The 24,614-nt window shown below is 53.7% G+C and carries 18 protein-coding genes and 1 pseudogene; 9 read left to right on the forward strand and 10 right to left on the reverse strand.

All coding sequences use genetic code 11. The features are described from left to right. The first annotated feature begins 11 nt into the window (after window positions 1-11). Window positions 12-1,919 carry an asparagine synthase (glutamine-hydrolyzing) gene (gene asnB, locus Q8902_11850; GenBank protein ID MDP4200250.1) on the forward strand — a complete coding sequence of 636 codons (1,908 nt, stop codon included), beginning with the start codon at window positions 12-14 and terminating at the stop codon, window positions 1,917-1,919. A gap of 8 nt (window positions 1,920-1,927) precedes the next feature. Here asnB and Q8902_11855 read toward each other — a convergent pair whose 3' ends face one another. Next, the gene (locus Q8902_11855) at window positions 1,928-4,396 is read right to left on the reverse strand and encodes a YfhO family protein (GenBank protein ID MDP4200251.1); all 2,469 of its coding nucleotides are present in this window, start codon (window positions 4,394-4,396) and stop codon (window positions 1,928-1,930) included. A gap of 320 nt (window positions 4,397-4,716) precedes the next feature. Here Q8902_11855 and ftsH point away from each other — a divergent pair, with 320 nt between their 5' ends. Continuing rightward, window positions 4,717-6,999 carry an ATP-dependent zinc metalloprotease FtsH gene (gene ftsH, locus Q8902_11860; protein MDP4200252.1) on the forward strand — a complete coding sequence of 761 codons (2,283 nt, stop codon included), beginning with the start codon at window positions 4,717-4,719 and terminating at the stop codon, window positions 6,997-6,999. 9 nt (window positions 7,000-7,008) lie between these two features. Then, complete coding sequence (locus Q8902_11865; protein MDP4200253.1) at window positions 7,009-8,007, forward strand: Gfo/Idh/MocA family oxidoreductase; 999 nt, start codon at window positions 7,009-7,011, stop codon at window positions 8,005-8,007. Window positions 8,008-8,011: 4 nt separating this feature from the next. Here the strand turns inward: Q8902_11865 and Q8902_11870 are convergent, their stop codons facing one another. The 6 genes from Q8902_11870 to pgsA all read right to left on the reverse strand — a co-directional run bounded on the left by Q8902_11870 (window position 8,012) and on the right by pgsA (window position 15,647). Next, entirely contained in the window at window positions 8,012-9,463 is a 1,452-nt protein-coding gene (locus tag Q8902_11870; protein ID MDP4200254.1) for a YCF48-related protein, read from the reverse strand. 923 nt (window positions 9,464-10,386) lie between these two features. Next, window positions 10,387-11,784 (reverse strand): T9SS type A sorting domain-containing protein, encoded by a 1,398-nt coding sequence (locus Q8902_11875; protein MDP4200255.1) that lies wholly within the window; start codon window positions 11,782-11,784, stop codon window positions 10,387-10,389. A gap of 816 nt (window positions 11,785-12,600) precedes the next feature. Next, a complete protein-coding gene (locus Q8902_11880; protein ID MDP4200256.1) occupies window positions 12,601-12,861 on the reverse strand; it encodes a septum formation initiator family protein in 261 nt (86 codons plus the stop codon). Window positions 12,862-13,231: 370 nt separating this feature from the next. Next, window positions 13,232-14,485 carry a competence/damage-inducible protein A gene (locus Q8902_11885; protein MDP4200257.1) on the reverse strand — a complete coding sequence of 418 codons (1,254 nt, stop codon included), beginning with the start codon at window positions 14,483-14,485 and terminating at the stop codon, window positions 13,232-13,234. Next, window positions 14,485-15,030, reverse strand: coding sequence for a phosphatidylglycerophosphatase A (locus tag Q8902_11890; protein ID MDP4200258.1), 546 nt, complete (start codon window positions 15,028-15,030; stop codon window positions 14,485-14,487). The genes Q8902_11885 and Q8902_11890 overlap by 1 nt, the downstream gene beginning before the upstream one ends. Continuing rightward, window positions 15,027-15,647, reverse strand: coding sequence for a CDP-diacylglycerol--glycerol-3-phosphate 3-phosphatidyltransferase (gene pgsA / locus Q8902_11895; protein ID MDP4200259.1), 621 nt, complete (start codon window positions 15,645-15,647; stop codon window positions 15,027-15,029). The genes Q8902_11890 and pgsA overlap by 4 nt, the downstream gene beginning before the upstream one ends. A 248-nt stretch (window positions 15,648-15,895) precedes the next feature. Here pgsA and Q8902_11900 point away from each other — a divergent pair. The 6 genes and pseudogenes from Q8902_11900 (at window position 15,896) to Q8902_11925 (ending at window position 19,380) form a co-directional block, all read left to right on the forward strand. Next, window positions 15,896-16,066 (forward strand): annotated as a pseudogene (locus tag Q8902_11900) (site-specific DNA-methyltransferase). 112 nt (window positions 16,067-16,178) lie between these two features. Next, entirely contained in the window at window positions 16,179-16,640 is a 462-nt protein-coding gene (gene tnpA, locus Q8902_11905; GenBank protein MDP4200260.1) for an IS200/IS605 family transposase, read from the forward strand. After that, window positions 16,600-17,349 (forward strand): restriction endonuclease, encoded by a 750-nt coding sequence (locus Q8902_11910; GenBank protein MDP4200261.1) that lies wholly within the window; start codon window positions 16,600-16,602, stop codon window positions 17,347-17,349. The genes tnpA and Q8902_11910 overlap by 41 nt, the downstream gene beginning before the upstream one ends. Beyond that, the gene (locus Q8902_11915; protein MDP4200262.1) at window positions 17,346-18,029 is read left to right on the forward strand and encodes a hypothetical protein; all 684 of its coding nucleotides are present in this window, start codon (window positions 17,346-17,348) and stop codon (window positions 18,027-18,029) included. Before Q8902_11910 ends, Q8902_11915 begins: the two co-directional genes overlap by 4 nt. Next, window positions 18,026-18,781 (forward strand): hypothetical protein, encoded by a 756-nt coding sequence (locus Q8902_11920; protein MDP4200263.1) that lies wholly within the window; start codon window positions 18,026-18,028, stop codon window positions 18,779-18,781. Before Q8902_11915 ends, Q8902_11920 begins: the two co-directional genes overlap by 4 nt. 17 nt (window positions 18,782-18,798) lie before the next feature. Next, window positions 18,799-19,380 carry a hypothetical protein gene (locus tag Q8902_11925; GenBank protein MDP4200264.1) on the forward strand — a complete coding sequence of 194 codons (582 nt, stop codon included), beginning with the start codon at window positions 18,799-18,801 and terminating at the stop codon, window positions 19,378-19,380. 863 nt (window positions 19,381-20,243) lie between these two features. Here the strand turns inward: Q8902_11925 and Q8902_11930 are convergent. From Q8902_11930 to uvrC, 3 genes are read right to left on the reverse strand one after another with little or no spacing between them, the layout of a single operon-like run. Beyond that, window positions 20,244-21,518: a methyltransferase domain-containing protein gene (locus Q8902_11930; GenBank protein MDP4200265.1), complete on the reverse strand. Its 1,275-nt coding sequence runs from the start codon at window positions 21,516-21,518 to the stop codon at window positions 20,244-20,246. Continuing rightward, the gene (tsaD, locus tag Q8902_11935; protein MDP4200266.1) at window positions 21,518-22,552 is read right to left on the reverse strand and encodes a tRNA (adenosine(37)-N6)-threonylcarbamoyltransferase complex transferase subunit TsaD; all 1,035 of its coding nucleotides are present in this window, start codon (window positions 22,550-22,552) and stop codon (window positions 21,518-21,520) included. The genes Q8902_11930 and tsaD overlap by 1 nt, the downstream gene beginning before the upstream one ends. Next, window positions 22,549-24,603: an excinuclease ABC subunit UvrC gene (gene uvrC / locus Q8902_11940; protein ID MDP4200267.1), complete on the reverse strand. Its 2,055-nt coding sequence runs from the start codon at window positions 24,601-24,603 to the stop codon at window positions 22,549-22,551. The genes tsaD and uvrC overlap by 4 nt, the downstream gene beginning before the upstream one ends. Window positions 24,604-24,614 lie beyond the last annotated feature (11 nt).

The following is a 24,614-nucleotide window of genomic DNA, read 5'->3' on the forward strand; positions in this document are numbered from 1 at the left end:
AGTGTCACCCCATGTGTGGAATCGGCGGCGTCTTCGATTACGGCTATAAGGCTCAACCTCAGGTGACGCCGGAGTTGCTCACGCGTATGTCGGATGCCATCGTGCATCGCGGCCCGGACGATGCCGGATTCTACATTGCGCCGACTGGCCTCTGTGGCCTGACGTTTCGGCGCCTCGCGATTGTCGATCTCTCCCCCGCCGGGCATCAGCCAATGTCAACACCCGATGGGCGCTACACGCTGGTCTTCAACGGCGAGATCTACAATCATCTTTCGATTCGCGCGGAGCTTGAGGCGAAGGGCTACAAGTACAAATCCAGAAGCGACACCGAGACGATTCTCTATGCCTATCAGGAATGGGGCGAGGCATGCCTCGAGAAATTCCACGGCATGTTCGCCATCGCGATCTGGGACGAGAACGAGCAAGAGTTATTCCTTGCAAGGGACCGTATCGGCATCAAACCGCTATATTACGCTACGCCAAGCGGGCGCTTTATCTTTGCCAGTGAGATCAAGGCGATGCTGCAGCATCCCTCGCTGCGTGCGCGACTGAACGAGAACGCACTACCGCACTATCTCTCGCTCATGATGCCGCCCGCACCGGACACGATGTTCAAGGGCGTTCATAAACTCGAAGCCGGACACGCAATGCGGGTCAAGTCCGATGGCACGATCACGAAGCGCGAGTGGTGGTCGCTGCTCGATGCCGGCGCGCCACTCGAAGAGATTTCCGAAGAAGAGGCTATCGAAGAAATTCGCCGGCTGCTGCGGCAGTCCATCAAGGACCGCATGATGTCCGATGTCCCGTTCGGCGTGTTTCTTTCGGGCGGCATTGATTCGAGCCTGAACGTCGCGCTCATGGCCGAACTCATGGATCGGCCCGTCCAAACTTTCTCCGTCGGATTCAAAGAACTGGAGAAGTACAACGAGATGAAGTACGCGCGCTCCATCGCTGAGCGATACGGCACCGATCACCACGAAGTCCTGATCGATTCGCGCGATGCCGAAGGTGTCATGGCAAGCCTTGCCTATCATGAGGACGAACCGAACGGCGATCCGGTCTGCATTCCGCTTTATTTCGTGAGCAAGCTTGCGCGCGAGTCCGGTACGATCGTCGTGCAGGTCGGCGAAGGCTCGGACGAGGAATTTGCCGGCTATCCGTGGCTCGTGCGGGACATCAAACTATACGATCGCCTCTGGCGACCACTCGGCAAGGTCTCGCCGAAGATCATGCGCCGCGCCGCGGTGCTGGCCACAAGTCCGCTGGTGAAGAATCCGCTGGTGCGCGAATACATGCGCCGCTTCTCGCGTGGTGAAGAACTCTTCTGGGGAGGCGCGCTGGCTTTCACCGAAGAACACAAGCGGCAGTTGCTCCAGAATTATTCGAGCGCCATGTCATCGAATGCGTTTGCGAACACATGGCATAAGGAAGTCCGCGCCGCATATCCTAAGAGCGAGTATACGCGCCGCATGATGTATCTCGAATTCAAGCAGCGATTGCCAGAGCTATTACTCATGCGTGTGGACAAAGTCTCGATGGCAACCAGCCTCGAGGCTCGCGTGCCGTTCCTGGATCACCGGATGGTCGAATTTGCATTCCGCTTGCCGCGACGCATCAAGCTGGGACCGAACTATGTGCCGAAGTATATTCTGAAGAAAGCCGCGGAGGGCATTCTTCCGAAGGAGCATATCTATCGCAAGAAGATGGGATTCGCCGCGCCGGTCAATGAGTGGCTGAAAAGCGAATTGCGCACCTTCACCGAAGACCGGCTCTTCCAAAGCGAGTTACTGAAGACGCACATGAATATGGAATACGTCCGCCGACTCTTCACCGAGCACACTACCGGTGCGCGCAATAATGGACAACTCCTCTGGTCCCTGCTGAATTTGGTATTGTGGGAAGAACAGTATCTCAGATAGAACCGGGATTACGCAGATGATGCGGATTGCGCGGATTGATTTTTCGGATTGTACTTGACGATAAAGAATATAATTCCAAAGAGCGTCGATACAGCCGCGAGGCCACTCAGCCCCAGGCTCGCGGTAAACAGATCAGGCTCGAATCGAAACACAATGACGGACTTCCCTGCCGGCACTTCGACACCACGCATCGCGAAGTTGACTCGATAAATCGGGCGCCGGAGACCATTCACATAGCACTTCCACCCCGGATAATAGGTGTCGGTCATGACGAGGAAGGACTTTGCGTTCGTATTCGCATCGATCGCAATCTCTTCGTTGCTTACGTCGCGAACTTGCATCGTTCCGCTTGTATCATAGCGATCCGCAAACTTATTCCATGCATCCGGGCGCCTGATAAGCGCCGTGGAACCATCGAAATCACTTTGCAGCATCGTTTGACTAACAGCGGCATCTGAATCCAATATCTTCACCGACGACGCAAAGTATGCCCGCGGCTTTACTCGGAGATTCTCATAGATCGTTAGCCCATCAGCAGCGAGAACCCGCCGAACAGCCGAATCTGTAATCACCCGGCTCCGCGTCACCACATACTTGACGTTCGCCAGTCCTAGCAGGCGAAGATTGATCGAGTCTGGTAAAATATGGTGATGATACAGCACGCTCATTGTGCCGGGCATGAGGCTCTCATACCCATCGAAGTCATTCGTGTGATACACATCCGAGCTATTGGGCCGCAACGTATATGCATCCTTCTGCGGATCGGGCCAGACGATAAAGCGGCCTTCCGAGGCATGCTCGTGGAGGAACGTCGTGACAGCACTCGGCGGGTAGATGGGAAACTTCGCCGGATCGACAGAGGGCAGCCACATTCGAACGAACAGCAGCAGTGTCACTAACGTCGAAGTGGTAACGATGGTCAGTAGACCCGCTCGCTCAAGTCTGCCCATCGCGTAGCGGTAAATGGCAATGGCCGCAATGAGCGCGAACACGATGGGCAGCCATAACTCGATGGATGTAAATGAGAAATAGTCGAGCGTCTTTCCAACGCGAGCGAGTAGCCAGGCTGAATTCTCGCGGCCAAACGCGGAATTGGAGGTGGCAAGCATTCCAGTCAGTTTGCCCGCGAGTGCAGGGTGTTCAAGCGTCGTATATCCACACAGAAGTGCGATTGCGCCGGCAAATATTCCACTCGCCACCATGATTCGTTTAGATATCCGGACAACACTTTCCCGATCAACATTACGATCGAGAAACGCCTGAAACATCACCGCACCGACGACGGAGAAGCAAAGCGTGGCAACGATAAAGACACGATGATACAAGATGGCATAAAGCGGCGTCAGGATTGGGAGAATAATCGCGGCGGCGGCCATCAGACAAAATGGTAGCACCTCTTTCCGCTTCCTCAGTGCGAAACAACCCCAGACCGCAAAGACCATCGGCACGAACGCGATTGCGCCGTTGAAATCGGTTACGTCCGCTCCGGCCAGCTTCTTCAGGTTGAACACTTCCGGACTTCCGAGTAGAGCGGGAAAAGAAAGCAACAGTAGAAGCGGAAAGGAAAGCACGCGTTGGAGCACTCCGTAGTGCGCGAACACACTGGTCGAATTCAGGCTGCCTCGCCAGAGCGTTTGCGCGAACAACTGCACCGTCGGCGACCACATCGGAGCAGAAAGCGAGAATGCGAGACCGAACACAACCGCGAGCCTCACAACACGGCCGCTCCACCGCAAACTCTTCTCACCGGAAGGATAGAGCAACATCAGACACGCAACCACACACGTTACAAAGAATGCTGATTGCAGCGTGCCTGCAAGGTAAGAAAGCGCTAGATAGATTGATGCATAGAGCATATCCTCCTTTCGCCCGACACTCAGATGTCGAATGAGCATGAGCACGACGAACGGCATCCAGCAAAACGATGCAACTGCCCAGCGAGACATTGCACTCGCAACGAACATGCTGTTTAGCATATAGGCCGATGAGAAGATCAAATTAGCCCACACCCGGACACCGAAAAAACGGAGCAAGAAGCACATTCCAATGCCCGCGATCAGGAATTCGACAAGCGTCTCCGCAAGAATGGCATGCCAGGCATCGAGCCAAATGCCAAAGACATTGAACACATCGAAACCATCGGATTCGGCATATTGCGGATAGCCGCCGAGGATGTGCGGATTCCAATATGCAAGATGCCCGCTCCGCAATCCGTCCTGGGCCGCTATTTTCCACGGATAGGTCTGCACGATTCCATCCAGAACATAGAAATTCTGAGCCTGCGGCGGGCCGTACTGCGCATTCAGAGGCGCTGTCATCGTGTCGAACATGTCCGCCGGCAGGAAGATCTTGCCTTCGAACAGGTAGGGAAAGAACGCGATGCTGAGGATCGCCAAAAGGGACACGATCAGCCATCGAATTGAATATCGGGCGGGTTGCACGGCGAACGAACTGCCACTCCGCACAGTCCGTTTCATGATAGGAAATCAAGATCGGTTGCCGTGATTGCCAGACAAATAAAAGCAGAGGATGGCCGTCAGAGTATACGCATCGCCACCGAAGCTTGGACACCCGAGAAAGGGCACGGCTACGGAGGTCAGCGTGTTCACTTACAAACGGGTCGGAAAGCATCCAATCCCCGCATTCCCCGCTCTTGCGAGGTCGCGGTGTAGCGGTCCAGATATGGGCACGTAGATGGATTACCTTCCCATCGTGGGCAGTTTATGGTCTGCGATCCATCGTCAACGATCCATCGTAGAGGATCTATCGTGGGCTTTCGGCCCATAGCCAATTCTTAATGTCAGATCAGCCAACAAGTTCAGCCGAACGGGATGCCCAGCCACCGGCCGGGGCACCACCCAGCGCGCCACCGCCAACTCAAAATGGCAAACGCCGGCCTGTTTCCGCTCCACAGAGCGGAACACCGGGCACACCGGGAGGTTCGCCACAAGGTGGGACTCCTCAAGGTCAGCGCAAGCCACCGCAACGGAAGCCGCAAGGCGGACCCAACCGCCGCGACGAGATGGACTTCGGTCACATCATGCGCACGGTCCTGTTATGGGCAGCCATGCTGCTTGGTGTGGTCGTGCTCGTCGTTATCTTCAATCGGAGCAACAACCCCACTGAGGTTGAAATCTCGACTTCGGAATACCAGCGCCTGCTCGATGAAGGCGATTTCACCTCCGGTAAGGTCGAGCAGTATGGCCTGACGCAATACCGATTCAAAGGTCAGCTTTCGAAGGATATGTCCGTGCATACGGTCGAGGGTACCACGCGCTCGGCGAAGAATATCGTCACGAACCTTATCCCGGAAACGCTTTCGGACCAGTACAAGACCTGGCGCGAAAAAGGCGTCAACATCACCAAGACCGATAGCAGTAACGGCCTGACCGATAGCCTGCTCTCCTTCCTGCCGTGGATCGTCCTGATCGTCGCATGGATCTTCATCATGCGACGAATGCAAGGCGGGCAAGGTCTCGGAGGCGGCACCAAGGGTATCTTCAGTTTCGGGCGTTCACGAGCCAAGCTCGTCACCGAAGGCGCGCCGAAGGTCACGTTCAACGATGTGGCCGGCGCGGACGAAGCGAAAGTTGAACTCGTCGAGATCATCGAGTTTTTACGCGAACCCGCGAAATTCCAACAGTTGGGTGGCAAGATCCCGCGCGGCGTGCTGCTGCTCGGACCTCCCGGTACGGGAAAGACATTGCTCGCACGCGCAGTCGCGGGCGAGGCCGGTGTGCCATTCCTTTCTATCTCAGGCGCGGACTTCGTCGAGATGTTCGTCGGCGTCGGCGCATCCCGCGTCCGGGATCTCTTCGACCAAGCCAAGAAGCATGCGCCGTGCATTGTCTTTATTGATGAGATTGACGCCGTGGGCCGGCACCGTGGCGCGGGACTCGGCGGCGGACACGACGAGCGCGAGCAGACACTGAACCAATTGCTCGTCGAGATGGATGGCTTCGAGCAGAACCTCGGAGTTATTATTGTCGCCGCGACAAACCGTCCGGATGTGCTCGATCCTGCATTGCTGCGTCCGGGCCGATTCGACCGGCAGGTTGTCGTCGATCGCCCCGATGTTCGCGGACGCGAAGGCATCCTCAAAGTGCATACACGCAACACGCCGCTCGGACCCGATGTCGATCTTCAGGCGTTGGCGCGTGGCACTCCGGGCCTCAGCGGTGCCGATCTTGCGAATCTGGTGAACGAAGCCGCGCTGCTTGCCGCCCGGCACGGCGCGGACCGACTCGCCATGTATGACTTTGAGAACGCGAAGGACAAGGTCATGATGGGTGTCGAGCGCAAGAGCGTGCTCATCAGTGAAGAAGAAAAAAAGACGACCGCATATCACGAGTGCGGACACGTTATAGTCGCGAAGTCCATTCCGGAAGCCGATCCGGTGCATAAAGTCACGATCATTCCGCGTGGCCGTGCACTTGGCGTCACCAGCTATTTACCGGTCGATGAGAAGCACACTTACTCCCGCGAGTATCTGGAAGCGGTGATCGCATACGCTCTTGGCGGACGCTCGGCAGAGAGAATCATCTTCAACCAGATTACGACCGGCGCCGGCAACGACATCGAGCGCGCAACAGACATCGCCCGCAAGATGGTCTGCGAGTGGGGTATGTCGGATAAGCTTGGGCCACTCAAGTATGGCCAGGGCGAGCAAGAGGTCTTCTTAGGTCGCGATTACGGACATCAAAAGACGTTCTCGGATACGACCGCACGCATCATCGACGAAGAAATTCGACACATCGTTGAAACCGGTGCCGATCGTGCCGTGAAGATTCTCTCCGAGAAGATCGACGTGCTGCATCGGATGTCCACTGCCCTGCTCGAGCGAGAGACACTGGACTCTGGCGAGATTGACGTTCTGATGACTGGTGGCGAGCTGCCGCCGTTCGATAAAGAGAACCGGATGTTCAACTTAGTCAAGGCCGTCGAAAATCTTAAGAAGGCGTCCGACGAAAGTAAACAATCTGGCAATGGACAGGCCGAGCCAGCTTCCAGCGAGAAGGCAAAAGACGCGGAAGGTCCTGGTAATGTGGTCGGACCCGGCGATAAAGGTGATTCGCTCTAACAATTATCGATGCAGTATTTGAAAATTGGTGTTGCGGGTGTTGGACATCTTGGTCGTGTCCACACCAAACTCTGGAAGGAAGTCGACGCTGTTGAACTCGTCGGACTGTACGATGAGAATCGGGCTATCGCCAGCGCGGTCGCGAACGAGTACAAGACGCAGGATTTCGACTCACTCGAAGCATTGCTCGACAACGTCGATGCCGTTTCGATTGTAACGCCGACGCAATCGCATTATGCGATCGCCGAGGCGGCGATCGCGCGCGGCAAGCACGTTCTTATCGAGAAGCCAATGACGACGACGACCGAGCAGGCCAAGTCACTCATCGAGCAAGCTCGTACACAAAATGTCAAGATTCAGGTTGGGCATGTCGAGCGGTTCAATCCGGCGCTGCTGGCGGCCGAACCATACCTGAACGATCCCCGCTTTTTCGAGTCGCACCGCATGGCGCAGTTCAAGCCGCGCGGGACGGACGTAGCCGTCGTCCTCGATCTGATGATCCACGACATCGACGTGATCCTCTCGCTCGTGAAGTCTCCGGTGAAGTCGATCGATGCTTCGGGCGTTGCAGTGGTCTCCACCGAGCTGGACATTGCGAACGCGCGCATTAAGTTCGAGAATGGCGGAGTGGCGAATGTAACGGCCAGCCGCATCTCTCAGAACCCGATGCGCAAGTTGCGGATATTCGAGAAAGATGCCTATCTCTCGCTCGACTTTGGAGCAAAGTCGGTCGATGTGTTTCGGCTGATCGATGAGAACACCCAGAGCTATGGCAAGCCGAAGGGTCTGACCATGAAACTCGGCGAGATCGAGAAAGGCGATGTCCCCCGCTCCATCATTTACGAAAAGCCGGAAGTCCGCGACATCAATCCGCTCAAATACGAACTCGAGTTGTTCCGCGACGCCATCGCACGGGACACGCGACCTGTCGTCAGCGGCGAGGACGGCCTCCGCGCCCTCGAAGTCGCCGAGCAGATTTTGCTGGCGATTGAGAGTAATATCTCGTAGCCAGTTACTTCCCGATCAGCGCGACTTTTCCGGCGGGGATCATCTGGCCGTCGCGCTCGATCATCACCGAGTAGATTCCGCGCGGAAGTTGGGATACATCGAGTGTGAGCGTGCCATCGGCAGGGATGAATCCGCTCAAAGCCTCTCGGCCCATGACATCGAGCAGTCGCATTTGGCTTCTCTCGCTCACCAAAGTAATCTTAAGAGAAGCGGTGGCAGGGTTCGGATAGAAGATCGCCTTTGGCGTCGGCAGCGCGGACCCTGTGACTCCTAAATTCACCTTTTCCAAGCGAGCAACAAATGATGGTGCGCTAATCGCAGGCGGGCTGGCAGCAAATATGCCGAGGCAGTGTCCGTCCCCGGTTACCGCCAGACTCAGGATCGCCAGTGGATTGATCGTATCCTGAAGGAGCGTATCAACCTCCCATTCCATCCCATGATCGACACTTATTAAGATGCGTCGCTTGCCGGTTAAGCCACCAAGGAACACAACGTCACGGTCAAGAGAGGACATACAGTGAAGATCCTCGACGAGAGTATCAGGAAGTGTGATGGGCATCCAGTGATATCCTCCGTCCACACTTTTGGTGATATAAGATGGCTTGTCGAAGACATTCAATTCTCCAGGGCCATTGTTTTGTGCTCCAAAGCCTACAATTGTATCTTCGCCTCTAAAGTTAACGGAGAATAGTGAGTGGATCGTATCATCGATTGGAATTATGCGTGGGGTCGAATCCACTGTTTGCCAATTATCAGCCGTACTGTATACGGGACCTGTCCAGTAGGAAACGACGCGGAATCTATCGCCCCGATCCGAATGGCAGGACCAAGCAAATAAGTGAGAAAAAGGGGCCAAATCCCAGTGATTCCCTCCGTCATGCGTAGTAAATATCTTACCGTTCGATTGAGTTACAATACCTGTCGCCGGATCTGAAAAATGGACATCGAAAACACGATATGAAGAATTTGGAGGCTGGCTGGTTAGCGGGAGATTTTGCTTCTGCCAAGTTAGTCCGCCATCGAATGTTCTGACGATTAGTCCTGAGTCGCCAATGACGACCGCATTTAGAGAATCAATTTGCTGAATCTTTTGGACAAACCGATTGGGAAGGATGTCGGTTGGAAGACCCGGATCTTGCTCACTCCAAGTAAGTCCTCCGTCTAAGCTACGATAGAACATGATAGCATACGGTCCAATAAAGCTCCCAGTGGAAGAGTCTAGCTTTATCGGCCCAAGCGAAGTATCCATCCTCAGAGCAGCGGCGGTGCATACTTCTCCGGCGCAATCGAGTGATGTGAAGTCATATTGATACTTGCCAGCGGTAACGCCAGGGAGTGTCATGTGCCAGCGGTATTGCGCTCGCGTGCCTGTCGAGATCATCAGACACGCGAGTAGCGCAAAGAGATATGGCGAATATGGACTTCGGCCTTTCATCAGTTGCAGGCGTCGCGGCATGGCACGGAATAGCACCAATCAGCTACCCAAGCGGTGGCGACAGTGGGTGCAGGGCTATCAACACACGCACAGCCGGTCGGGCCGGTGCATCGGCAATTTGAAATTATATCAGCGCCAGTAGTATCGCGGCATACGTCACAAGTCGACTGACAATAGCACCCGGCAAGGGAAGTGCATGCTGTATATTGTGACTGACCTGTAGCAGGATTCGGGTTACGCTTCCAGCATCCCGGCACACAGGATGTTACCACCTGACTTGCTCCCTGCCCGCATGGGTTGATCTGCATACCATCCAAGAGATACTCGCGTGCGACAATCTCGGCTCCCCAGATCATTAGTACCGGATTAACATCGCAATCACTGCTGCTTGGCACATCTACCTCGTAGACCCAGAGCTGTAAGATGCCTGAGCACGCTCGTGAGCAATAATAGACCTTCCGAAACATGTTGTGCCCGAAATGGGAAAGTAGGTCCATCCACCAGGGATCCACGCACAAGAGTCTGGGTTCGGCGCAGGTCCGGTACTATCAGGGCACTGTGCCCTCATGCTAGTCGCGAATGAAACGAGAAGCATGAACAAAGCTGCCAGCGCGCTTAGCTTGTTGAGCGCTGGGTGCTGAGTCAGCGACTTTTCATTCAAAGAGTTTCTCATGGTGTAAGAGCATTAAATGAGAACGATGATTAATTTACACAACCACGGGCGGTCTCGGGATCTCGAGTGGACGCTACATGAAAGACCTTTCACCCGGCATTAATTCCCAGCGCGGAAGATCATCTCGCCGGGCCGCTTCATGTTGTAGCGTTCACGGGCAATGTGCTCGCTAAGGACACCCGCCCCATCGTCAGCGGCGAGGACGGCCTCCGCGCCCTCGAAGTCGCCGAGCAGATTTTGCAGGCGATTGAGAGTAATATTTCGTAGCCAGTTACTTCCCGATCAGCGCGACTTTTCCGGCGGGGATCATCTGGCCGTCGCGCTCGATCACGACCTCATACATCCCGCGTGGAAGCGAGGAGACGTCGAGGGTAAGGGTACCATCGGCAGGAATGATGTCACGGACCACCTCGACACCAACCACATTGAGAAGCTGCACGACACATCGCATCTCAGGGGAGATAATTGTGATAGCCGAAATGGCGGGATTAGGATAGAAATCGCTGACTCTAGTCGGTGGCGCGTTTGATTTGATGTCCAAAGGAATCGGATCGCCCCGAGCAAGAACTGCTTGCCCCCACGAGAAAGGATTGTCGGAGAGTGCACCCACCGCATGGCCCGAGGGCGTAACGCTAATGCTATAAACGAAGGACGGGTCATAAGCGGTATCCATCATCAGTGTATCGATCCTCCAACTCATGCCATGATCCGAACTCACGATAATTTTGTGAAAGTTTGCCCCCCCGACAAAAACGATACCCCGGTCAGGTGAAGACATGCAGTGAGCATTAGTCACAATAGTGTCAGGCACGTCAACTTTTGTCCAACTCATGCCGCCATCGACGCTCTGTAGGATATAAGAAGGCATACTCAGACTTAAGAACGTATCGACGACTCCATAAGCAATGATCGTATCCGAGCCTCTAAATCCGAACCCAGTGAGTAAGTGAATTCGGTCTCCGTCTGGAATAATGGGTGGTGTCGAGTCCACAGTTATCCAGTTATCTGAAGTCTTGTAGATCGGGATATTTCGCCCGCTGTAAGGTGTCATGCGAAATGAATTGCCGCCATCCGCGTGACAAAATCCAGGCGATCGCCAAGGCGTAAATGGTGCGAGCAGCCAATTTTGCCCACCATCGTGCGTAATAAGTATATCGGAGCGGGAAACCAAGCCTGTGTCTGGGTGTGACATTACGAGGATCCCATTCATTGGGTCAGAAAAACTCACATCCTCAATAAAGTGTTTAGAGTGGGCGTCCTGGGTTTGCCATGTCTTTCCACAATCGGATGTTCTTAGAATTAGACCTGAATCGCCAACAGCCACTGCGGTTAGTGAGTCTATCTGCTGTAATGAATATACGGGATTCGGGTCGTCGCTCTGAAAATGAGGCAGACCAGGATCTTGCTCTATCCAATTGAGTCCGGCATCCGTGCTTCGAAAGAATAATACCCGATTTCGGTCAATAGTCTTCAAGGTCGTGTCGCGTTTCACTCCCGTCGCGGTGCAGACCTCCCCGGCACATGAGACTATATTAAAGTGAAAAATAGACTGGGCATCGCGGCCTGAATGAGAAATGTGCCAGCGATACTGCGCCCGCAGGCCTGACGAAATGGTCAGGCCTGCGAACACGATTCCGAGCATCGTGAGTACAAATAATCTATTCCTCATGGGCAAGGCTGGCAAGGCACGGAGACGCAATAGTCCGTGGGCCAGACTATTGGATACTGTGGAGCTGGATCATTTACGCATGCACAGCCGCTTGGCCCAGTGGAACGGCAGTTCGTATGTGAGAATTCCCCCGGATGGTCATAGTGGCATACGTCCCAAGTCAGTTGACAGTAACAGCCAGCCTGTGGTGTGCAGGCAGCGTACTTTGATCCAGTTGTCGGATTGTATTGATACTTCCAACATCCAGGGACGTAGGATGTCACCGTTGAAGTTATCGGGCCCCCGCAGTATGCCGGAGGCGCATAATTGATAAGGGCGTCATAAATTGCGATATCCCCTGCATCCCAGATTAATTGGATTGGGTCAATCGCATTGCAGGCACTCGTTGGATCGGGGTCTACCTCATAAACCCAGACCTCCGTGGAATATCCCTCGCAACTTCTCCAGCAATAATAGACAGTGACATAGCATGATGTGCCGGGAATGATCTTGTAAGCCGAGGCGCTATGCCAAGGGCACGTTGCCGGATCTGGTGCTGGGCCAGTGTTATCAGGACATTGCGCCCGTGCACTACTCGACAACGAAACGAGGAGCAAGAGAAGTGGAGCAAGAGCCCATAATATGCTGAGTGCTGAGTGCTGAGTGCTGAGTGCTGAGTGCTGAGTGCTGAACCAGTTGGTTTTGTTTTTTTTGAGAGTTGCATGTCACAAAAGCAATTAGATGAATACAACATATGAATCACACAACCACGGGTGGTCTCGGGAGAGCTTCTCGGGATCTCGAGTGGACGCTACATGAAAGACCTTTCACCCGGCATTAATTCCCAGCGCGGAAGATCATCTCGCCGGGGCGTTTCATGTTGTAGCGTTCGCGGGCAATGCGCTCGATGGTGCCGGCATCTTCCAGTTTGAGTAGCGCAATGTGGCGACTGACTGTCTCTTCGTCAGTCTGAAGTTTCGCCATATAGGTTTTGCGCTCGTTGATCTCGTGGCGGAGCGAGATGTGCCGCCAGAGTCCCTTGTTCGCGAAGAGCAACGTCATGCCGAGCACGGTGAGCACGCCGGTGATAAGCAGCATGCGCGGGTTTCGGAGAATCCGCTTAAGTCGTTTTTTTATTGAGGTTCTGGTCACGATCTCATCTGCTCATCGCGCGAAGTGGATAACTCTGGGCAGGAGTCACTTCGCCTCTGCACGCCGAATCAATTTTGTCTTTCTTGCCGAGCGATCGTGAGGGGTATCACAATTCTTGACTTCAGTAACATGCAAATATACATCATTTTCAAAGCCATGTCAAGAGTCTATTTAAATTATTCCTCTCTTTGGGTCCATTTTTAAACCAGAAATGGGATTTAAAGGGTTGAATTTTAAACCTGTGGATAAGGGAAGTAACGGGTAACGGGTAACGAGTATCGAGCAAAGGGTACCGTACCAGGCAACGAGTTGAGTCTTACGCTTCTTGCAGCCGCCGTCGGAGCAATTCGAGCGCGGCGTTGGTGGTGCGATCGCGGTTGACCGTTCGGCCAAAATCGAGAGAGAGCTTTTTCGTAATGGTCTTCTTGCCGCGCTCGGCAAGCGCGATCCAGATCGTGCCGACCGGCTTTTGGGGAGTGCCGCCATCTGGTCCGGCAATGCCGGTGGCGCTGAGGGCGAAATCTGTTTTGAGCTTTTTACACGCGCCTTCAGCTAATTGGATTGCCGTCTCTTCGCTGACGGCGCCGTGCGAATCCAGTGTCGCTTTGCGAACGCCGAGCATCGACACTTTTACCTCATTGTGATAGGCGACGACCGACCCGGTAAAGACTGCGCTCGAGCCCGGGATATCTGTGATGCGTGTCGCAATGAGGCCGCCGGTGCAACTCTCGGCTGTCGACAAGGTCTTATGCTTCTCGGTAAGTAATGCCACCACGTTGGATTCCAGCGATTCATCCTCCGCTCCGACGATATGCTGAGCGGCCCGCTTGCGGAGAATGGCTTCAACCCGGGCGATCTCGCGCTCGGCAGCGCCGCGTGTTTTCGCGGTGGTGCTGATGCGGAGCCGCACTGTGCCGGCGCGCGGAAGAAACGCGAGCGTCGTGCCCTTTCCAAGAAATGTCTTTGGATCGCCGATCTTCGCAGCCAGCACCGACTCACCGATCCCACTCGTGTGCAACGTGCGGTGAACGATCGTTGAAAGCTGCTTGCGGTATGTACGGCGCAAAAATGGCGCGACGCCGGTCTGCATCGTAAACTCCATTTCAACCGGGACGCCCGGAAGGATCACGAACGTCTTCTTCCCTTTGTGATAAAGCAGCCCCGGCGCGGTGCCGCGATCGTTACACAGGACATGGAATCCCTCCGGCACCATCGCCTGCCCGACATTCACCTCCGGCATCTTCGTGTATCCCAACTTTGCGAACCGCTCACGAACGAGCTTCAGCGTGGGCTTGTGTAGTATAAGCTTCTTGCGAAAGAACTTGGCGACTAAATCTTTGGAGATGTCATCATGCGTAGGGCCAAGTCCGCCGGTCACGATCACAACTTCGTGTTGCTTCCATGCAGCACGGAAGGCGGCCAGGATTGCTGCTCGGTTATCGCCAATGGTTGTTGTTCGCGCGACCGAAATTCCCGTTTCGTTTAGTACCTTGGCGATGTAGCTGGCGTTGGTATTGACGACTTGCCCAATCAGGAGTTCATCGCCAATGGTAATAATCTCAGCGGTCATTACGAGTAGAGAAAGTGCAGTACGATGCGCGTGGCAACGTTCGCATAGATACCGGCGACGACATCATCCAGCATAATACCAAGTCCGCCCTGCCGGCGCTCGAAGAATCGGGCGGGCGGCAGCTTGATCACATCAAAGATGCGAAAGAAGACAAATGCCAGAAGTACTGTGCTCGTCATGTGATTGAACTCCGGCGGGATCGCAAGCAACGCGACCCACTGACCGAGCACTTCATCGATCACGACGATCCCAGGGTCCTGCACCGCAAGCGAACGCTCGACAATACCGGCAGACCACGGTCCGGCGATGAGCACGAGGAGACATGCGATCGACAGAAAAACCGTATGTTGGAGTGGTGGTGTAATGAAATAGAGGCCTGCCGCCACAAGACTACCCACGGTGCCGGAAGCGAACGGAGAAAGTCCGAAGAAGAAGACGGTCCCGACAACCAGCGGGAGCTTTGGAACGGTGGAAAGCTTGGGATTCCGCGCCCACAATCGCGAGCGCGCTTTTTCCAGCCAATCGAATTGTTCGTTGCCGCTCAATTTGCCTCTTGCCCGGTCCGCCGCAAAATATACCGGCGCGTGATGAGCCGCAGCAGGGACCAGTTATCGTATGAGTAAACGACAGCGGATGCCACCGTCAGCAGCGTGATGGCGCTCATGAGCCACACCACAAGCCCGGAATCCAGAGTCATGTGCGCCTCCTGCGCGACTGCCGGTCCCAACGGACCCGTCTGCAGAAGCAGCAACAGAAGCACGGCAATGATAAACGTCATCTGCCCGAAGGTCTTCACCTTTGCGAGATAACTCGTCTTCACATGAATGGAGACACCATCCGCGGCGGTGCGAAGCACGGTCATATACACATCGCGCGCAATGACCAGCACGACCATCCACAGAGGGACGTAGTCCTTCAAGGCGAAGGCAACGAGCGCGGCGCCGGTTAAGAATTTGTCGGCCAACGGGTCGAGAAACGCTCCAAGCGTAGAAGTCGTCTTCATCACACGGGCCAGGTGTCCATCCCACCAATCAGTCGCCGCCGCAACAGCAAAGACCGTAGCTGCCCAGCCGATCATGGGTGGCTCGACAAGCGCAAATAGCACGAAAAACACCACCGCAAGGGCGATTCGGAGAACGGTCAGTTGCGTTGGCAGGGTCATTCGGTTCGGACAACAAGGGTATCAGTGAGAGGGTTTAGGGTATAGTATGAGAAGTGTGGTCAATACATCCACACCTGTTAACTTGCCCTCGGAGCGAGCAATCCCACAGTCTCCCCCCTTTTCTTCGTAAATTGTAGTCTAAACAAGAGGCACCTATCGCCCGGGTGTATCGGCGAGCTCTACTCGCCGAGCCCTGGTGAGCGGCGCCACGGGTCGGCGAGTGCAACTCGCCGGTACACAACGTTACGATGAACAAACTCTATTTCGGCGATAACCTCCACATCCTCCGCGAGCACATCAAGGATGAGACGGTCGATTTGATTTATCTCGATCCGCCGTTTAATTCGAAGCGCGATTACTCCGTGCTCTTCAAGACACCGAAGGGACACGAAAGCGATGCGCGGATCACCGCGTTCGAGAGTCTAAGTCGCGGAGCGACGCAGTACCCGCAGCCCAGGGTGAAGCGAAGCGGAACCCTGGGTACGGAAAGCAAACTGAATTCTAAGCCCTGTTAAGGGCGTTGTTTAGCGCATGGCACAATCGTTCGGCCCGGTATACATCCACATCGTCTTCAGCACGAAGCATCGGGAGAGTCTTCTATCGAACGACCTTCACACCGAATTCGCGAGATACATCACACCGATCCTCAAAGATTGCAAAGCCCGATTAATCACCGAAGGCGGAATGCCCGATCACGTTCATCTCCTGATCGATCTCGGACGCGAATCGTCGGTTGCAGCGGTCTTGCGCGAAATCAAAGCGAAATCATCGGCGTGGTTACGGAAAAAGACAGGCAAGAGTTTTGGTCGGCAATCGGGGTATGGTGTGTTCAGCGTGAGTCCAAGTCATCTTCCGAATGTCATGAGTTATATCGAACATCAAGAGGAGCATCACCGGCACACGACATTCCAGGAGGAGTTCGAGGAGATGTTAAAGACCGCCGGTGTTGAATATGATCCGAAATGGTTGTGGCATGATGATGACGCCGAATAACATCGCCCTTTCAGGGCTATACAATTCAAATGCTATCGTTACCCAGGGTTCCGCTTCGCCGCAAGCGGCTACGCTGCACCCTGGGCTGCGAGTACTCCGTGGCTCCGCCACTCAGACGCGCCGCATCGACATCACGCACCTCGCGATCACGCTCATCGAGAAGCGGATGAAGGAGGCATTCCCCGGCATCGTGTTCGAAGTCGAAGGGACGCCGAAGGATTTGGACGGCGCGCGCAATCTGGCCGTGCGCGATAAATACCAGTTCCAGTGGTGGGCCTGCTCGCTCGTCAACGCGCAACCCTATCAAGGCAAGAAAAAAGGCGCCGACTCCGGCATCGATGGACTCATCTTTTTCCACGACGATAAATCCGGGGCCAAGAAGATCGTCGTCTCGGTCAAGGGCGGCGAGAACGTGTCGGTTACTATGATCCGCGATTTGGGACACGTCATCGAACGCGAAAAAGCCGCAATGGGATTTTTCGTCACGCTCGCCGAGCCGACGCGCCCGATGACGCAGGAAGCCGTCTCCGCAGGATTCTACGACGAACCGCGCTTCGGCACCGAATACCCGAAGCTCCAAATCCTGACGATCGAAGGACTGATGAACGGCACCGAACGCCCACGCTACCCGGATTTATCGCTCGGCCGCTCGACGTTTAAGAGAGCACAAGTGGAGGATGTGAGCGGGGAGCAGGGGAGGTTGCTATGAATCCCTACATTCCAATTCTTGGCTCGGTAATAACAGCAGCGGCAGCTTGGTTCGCAATCACAAGACGAATTCGATACTCAGTGCTTCATGAGAAAAGAGCCCAAGTATTGGAACACGTCTACGCCAACGCACTTGAATTAAGTGATTCAATGCGGATGCTCGGGTACGATTGGATTTCGAACGAAGACCTGAGGAAACAACTCGAGATGATTCGCGGCGCGAAAGAGAAGATTACATTGCAACAAAAAGACGCACTTTACCTGAATAGACGCACGTCTCAAATACTTTTTCAACTGCAATTTCATGCTATGGCGCTATGCTTCGAGTTCGATGATGCAATGTGGCCTAGTAAGCCGGTTTCAGAAGGAGGCGGCTGGCGAACACAAAATGAAGTTGAGGTAGGCATTGCAAAAGTCCGCAAGGATGCCGAAGTCATACTTAAGTACCAAATGCCAAAGTTGATGGATAACCTAAAATATGAATTTCAAAAACTCCTTGGTGTCGAGTCGAAGACATCAAGAATGGCATACGCCTTCTTAGACCTCATGCGACTCAGAATTCATCGATTCAAATTCAAAGCTGGAAAGCTGCCACGTCTATTTGCATATTCGCATGACAAGGTAACGAAAACAAGTGCACCTATGGAGGATGTGAGCGGGGAGCAGGGAGGGTTATTTTGAAAGCAGTTCAGGAACATCAGTCAGAACCCAAGAGACGGCTAATAACCTATGATGATAGAGTTGTCGCCTTTATGGATATTCTCGGATTTCAAAGTCTCGTTCCTCATGATAATGAAGGTGCCGACCGCCTTGCAACGGCCCTCTTAGCAGCCCAGGGCATTTTCGCTCCATTAAGAGCCGCTGGAGAAACAAAAAGGAACGCAGGTCGCACAGTGACGCATTTTTCCGACTCTATCGTTCTTTCATTTAAGGAGAACGAAAAGAGTGGTGTGTATTATAATCTTCTTCTTATTCTCCATCTTCATATTAGGCTTATTGAACTTGATATTCTGGTTAGAGGTGGTATCGCAATCGGCAAGGTGGTCCACAATGGGAATCTTCTATTCGGGCCCGCAATGAACGACGCGTATTTGCTGGAAAAAAATGCAGCTCTGTATCCGAGAATAATCGTGACTCCTGATATCTTCTCTTTGGCAAGAAAGCACCACGCAGACCATCTTAACAGCGCGGACGAGGAAATGGCCGTTCATGATATTGTTAAGAAGGACGCTGACGGAATGTTCTATATCGATTACTTCGATGGAGCTGCCAGTGAGGTGGAGCACAATACGTTTTACGGTTATAAGCTTAGAGAAATAATTAGGTTGGGCTTGAACTCTAATCGAGTCGATCTTCAAGTAAAGTACATGTGGATGCGCGAAAAGTTCAACGACTCAATCTGGGTAATCAGGTTCAAGCTTCCACCTCTGTGACTTTATGATGAATCAAGATGCCCAGAATCACCCTTGAGAGCATTCCGAAGCTTGATGCAGCCATTCGCCAAACAGAAGCTGCGATTGATCTGTACTTCTTGGACTATGATCCGTGTGCTACCCATACGCTTGCATTTGCTGCGTATGGTATTCTCCGCGATCTCAACGCCAAGGATAATCAGATAGACCTCTATAGCGAATTTGAATGGGCGAAAGACGAGGAAGAGCGACAGAAACTGAAAGTAGCTTCGCGTCGCGCTGCCAACTTCTTCAAGCATTCCGATCGCACAGGAGACAAAGACGATTCATGGGTTGAACTCAATTCGAGATTCACAGAGATGTTCATCTACGATTGCTGCAGAGCTTATGCTTCTCGGTCACGCTCGACCCAAAGGTTGGCAATGTTCGCAGCATGGTTTCTTGCCCACAACTTGGACGTCGAGTCAATCTCAGAGATTCCTAAGGAAGCTATCGCAAGGATACTAGACGAGTACAAATCGGATGAAGGCAGAAGATTCTATTACGATCATATTGCAAGAATGGATAATCCACTTATGGCCGTTCACGATGTGAAAAGCCTCCTCACTTCAAAAGCTTGAACTTCAGGTAGTGTTTTACTTCCTGCCGCGCACAGGTGTCCTCTCCCTTCGTCCTCCGCGTCAGGTGTGTTCGCGTGCAACCAAACCCACACGCGGCCCTTCGGCACGCTCCCGGCGCGGCGGGCAGGCGGGTGTGGGACATGCTTTAGCTTGTCCCTGGCTGCCGCCCACTGGTATCAGCGCAAGCTAAAGCATGCGCTACACCGCGGCGGCATGCCTTTTCTAAAAAGAAACAGGTGCCCGTATGATTAATTCTTCGATCGCCTCTTGGCTTCCTGATTTAGCGTCCCGTATATTCAACTGAGGGTTGATAGGCACCCTTTCTGGGGAAAAGATGAAATATGAAGTATGAAAGATGAAGCGAGGGTGCCGCAATTTGCTCATTGACAACTTAGGCGCGTCGTCCCCGCAGTTGCGCACCGGGTCGATCTAAAAGATCGATTGCACAGCCGAGAACGGCTGTTCCACTGATTAGCGATTACGGTTTGGGCAACGGTCAGGACGTGCGCGGCACGTCCCTACGATTATTTGCAGAATTCATCGAAAATATGCGATGCCGGAGGTATCGAACAACGTTATATTAGGTGGAGGGGGGTCTCTCGGGAAAATATGAAATATGAAGTATGAAATATGAAATTGGCTCTTTTCAATCAAGAAGCATGGTTGGCCAGGTGACACCGTAGCTCGTTCATGAATATTTTCCGAAAACGCAATATAAAATTATATAGCGTGTCTGATGGCACAGTGAGTGAGAATCGCGAGAAAGGAGAGGGCGTTCATTAAATGACAATTCAAAAGAGAGAATTAAAGCACTACTTTAACTTTGGGCACCTATTTCAATAGGCAAACAACCCTCGGTTGAATCAGACTGGATTCTTTCGGAGTCTTGCCGCGAAGAATCCGTCCATGTTCTGGGTATCGGGGCGAGTGCGAAGGACTTCCTCGATCTGGAATTCGGGATGCTGCTGGGTGAACCACTCCATCTGCTGCTCCCCTTCTTCCTGGAGCACAGAGCATGTCGCAAAGACGAGCGCGCCACCCAGTTTGACGAATGCTGCGTGGTCATCCAGGATACTGCGCTGCTTGGCGACGAGTTCGGAGAGCATCTGCTCGGTGAGCAGCCACTTGATGCCGGGATTACGCCTGAGCGTGCCGGTGCCAGTGCAAGGAGCATCGACCAGAACAAGATCGAACCAGCCAAGCTTCTCGGGACCGAGCCACTTTTCGCGATCGTCCGGAAATACGAGACGAATATTTTGCGCTCCGGCCCGACGAGAGCGGCGCTTGAGTTCTTCGAGCTTGTACGGATCGATATCGGCAGCGAAGATTTCGCCGTGGTTCTTCATCAGCGCGGCAAGGTGCAAAGTCTTGCCGCCAGCACCGGCGCAAGCATCGAGCGCTTTGATCGCGGTCTTGCGAATGTGCGCCATCGGCACGACGAGCTGGCTGGCTTCATCCTGGACTTCGAAGGCACCACGCGTGAACGACTTGAGTCCGAAGACATTGACACGCTTCTCGAGCTTCAGTGCCTCGCTGGCAATGTCGGATCGCTCAGAGGGGATGCCTTCCTCTTCCATTTCGGAGATAAGCGACTCGCGATCGGTGATCAGGGTATTCGTCCGCAGCCAAAGCGGGGACGAGCCATTCAAAGCTGTGAGGATGGGCTCCGTGTCATTGCCATACTCTGCGCGAAGGCGAGTGACGAACCACGTTGGGAATGAGTGGAGCGTGGCAAGCCGCTCATCATCGGTCAGCGCAGCCAGGCGAGTGTTTTCGCGAGCGCGATCGGCAAGGGCTTCGGCGTCTGGAAGTGAAAGCTTCTCGCCATCCTTGAGTGCATCGAAGAAATCAACCACTTCTTGCGCAGGATGGCCATCAATGGCGATCAGGTACGCGGCAACCGATTTCGAAGCGGTCAGCTCCTTATCCTCGAAGCAATCCCGGACGAGGGCATCCAGGCGCAGCCAATGCTTGACGGCACCGAAGAAGTGATCGGCAATAAAGCGCCTGTCACGAGCACCAAGATAACGGCGATCGTGAAAGAAGGCGCGAATGACGGCATCGGCCGGAACGAGTGGATTCTTCCGAAATTTCGCGAAGACTTCCGTAGTATGGCCAACAAGGCTGGAGGTATGCATTATATGTTAATAGACGTTCGGCGCGCTAGTGGTTGTCGTGGCATGGCGACCAGCGTGAAATCACTCGAGTGCCCTCGCGCAAGCTTGAGTGCGCCGAGCATCGCGATCATTGCGGCATTATCTGTCGAAAATAATGGTCGCGGCGCAAAGAATCGCATCCCATGGCGCTGGCACTCCTTCTGGAACCGCTCGCGTAGTTCCGAGTTGGCGCTAACGCCGCCGGCGCAAATAATGTCACGGACTTCCAGGCGATCGGCGGAATCGACCGTTTTTGTCGCCAATACGTCGACGACTGCTCGCTGGAATGAGGCCGCAATATCGGGAATGGTATACGATTCTTCAGAATGTTTTTTTAGCCAATTCGACACGGATGTCTTAATCCCGCTGAAGCTAAAATCATGATTGCCTTCCTCCATCATCGCTCGCGGAAAACGGATAAAGTTGGGATTGCCATCACGCGCGAGTTTGTCGATTTCGGGACCGGCAGGATACGCGAGTCCCAGGAGCTTTCCAACCTTATCGAATGCTTCGCCGGCAGCATCATCGAGTGTCTCGCCAATGAGTTCGTACTCGCCAATGTCCTTGACGAGCACGAGCATCGTGTGTCCACCGGACACGATGAGCGCGACAAACGGAATATCGGGATGATTCTGTTCGAGCAAAACACTGAACACGTGTGCCTCGATATGATGCACGCCAATAAGCGGCACCCCGAGCCCGATTGCGAGCCCTTTCGCGACACTGAGTCCAACGAGGAGCGACCCCATAAGGCCTGGGGCGTACGTCACGGCCACCGCGTCCAATTCGGAAGCGGAAATATTCGCTTGGCGAAGGGCTTCTCGAATGATCGGCAATGCCGAGCGAACGTGAGCCCGCGACGCCAACTCTGGAACAACCCCGCCAAACCGCTCATGGAAAAACTGCGAGGAAACCACAACTGACGCCAGTTCGCCATTTCTAAGCACTGCGGCACTGGTTTCATCGCAAGACGATTCGATACCGAGAACAGTACCATTCATGGGAAGCGAGATCATTGTGGGATAACCTCTTCTTCCGGTTCTTGTGGAAGCTCAATATCGGCGGCCTCAGCCAAAGCCTGATCCTTGAAGTAGTTGACAATAACCTTCATAGCTTTAAGCCCCACAGTTGCAACCAGTTCCGGTTCACTGGCAGCGCGGACGCCTTCGACAGAGCCGAACCGTTCGAGTAATTTGATCGCGGTCTTCTTCCCGACACCGGCAATGTTTGTCAACTCTGTCTGGAATGTTCGTTTCTCTCGCAACTGGCGATGATACGTGATGGCGAATCGATGCGCCTCGTCACGAACCTGCTGAAGAAGCCTGAGACTGCTGGAAGAACGGGGCAAGACCAGTGGATCATGGGAGCTCATCGTATATAACTCCTCGAGCCGCTTGGCAAGACCAAACATTGGGATCGATTGAAGCCCAAGTTCCGACATCACTTCGTACGCGCTCGAAAGCTGGCCTTTTCCGCCATCGATGATAATGAGATCTGGCAATTCGCTTTTCTCCTCGAGTGCGCGTCCGTACCTGCGAGTCACCACCTCGCGCATTGCTGCAAAGTCATCGTTTTCGGTTATTGTTCGGATCTTATATTTCCGATAATCCGACTTTTTCGGCTTGCCGTCGCCAAAGACGACCATCGCCCCAACGTATTCAGTGCCTTGCAGATGTGAATTGTCAAAGCATTCGATACGACGCGGAGGCTTGGTCAGGTGCAGATCCCGTTCGATCGCCTTGAGCACATGGGGAATGTGCTCGGAATCCTTCATCTTCTGAAGTTTGATCTCGCCGAGAAGGTATTTGGCATTCGTCCGGACCATCTCCATGAGCTTGGCCTTCTCGCCGATCTTCGGATGGATAAGCTTCGGCGGCTTCATTGCCCCATCGGAATCCGCATCCAGTTCTCGCGCCCTTCGGACTAGCCATGCCGCAAGCGTGTCTTCATCTTCGAGCTCAGAAGGAAGTAGAATTTCTTCTGGAATGTAGTCTGATGCCGAATAATATTGTTCGAGTAAAGCACCCAGAATCTCGCTATCAGACTTCGCTTCGGTGTTCGCGAAAAAGAAATGCTGCTTGCCAATCAGCTTACCATCGCGCACTTTGAAAACGATTCCGCAGGCATCATCATCCTCGTGTGCAAGCGCGAAAACATCGCGATCGGCATTTTCTTCGGTGACGACCTTTTGCTTGCTCGCGTAGTCTTCCAGGACCATTAGTTGATCACGCACTTTCGCCGCTTCTTCGAAGCGCATTTCGTTCGAGAGACGCTCGATGTCCGAACGCATGGTACGGGCAACGTCTCGCGTCCGACCCGACAGGAGCTGACGGACCTTCAGGATCATTCCTTGATACTGTTCGAGCGAGACAAGTCCTTCGCACGGTCCCTCGCATTTCTTGATGTGATATTCAAGACAGACTTTTATCTTTCCACGAAGTATTAGCTGCTCGTCAATATAATAATCACAGGTGCGAATCGGAAAGATGTCACGCAACGTCTTGAGAAGATAACGCAGATACCCTGCTTCAGTGTATGGCCCATAGTATTTCGAGCCATCACGGACCTTGTGACGCGTTGCAAAAACACGAGGGTAAGGCTCGTTCGTCACGACGACATACAGATAGGTCTTATCATCACGTAGGCTGACATTATAACGCGGCTTTAGCTTCTTAATGAGTGTGTTCTCGAGAATCAGCGCCTCGACATCACTATCGGTCAGGATTAACTCGACATCAGCGATCTTGCTGACCAATGCGCGAAGCTTCGCATCGCCGGTTCCGCGACGGTAATTCTGAAAATACGAACGGACACGGCTGCGCAGAACCTTCGCTTTACCGACATAAATAACGCGGCCAGCACCATTCTTGAACTGATATACGCCCGGCTCTTTGGGAAGACCTTCGAGTTTTTCATCCAACGTGAAATCGTCCGCCGTGACGGTCAGACGGATGTGGGTGCCATCCTCCGCGATTTGCGTTGCGTCTTCTTCCTGTTCGAGTTCGTCGTCATGGAACGGAATCTGATCGAACTCGTCTGGATTAGTGGGCGAGTGCAAATCGTCCATGGGCACAGAAT

The sequence above is a fragment of the Bacteroidota bacterium genome (genome assembly GCA_030706745.1).
In the GTDB taxonomy this organism is placed as follows: Bacteria; Bacteroidota; Ignavibacteria; order Palsa-1295; family Palsa-1295; genus PALSA-1295.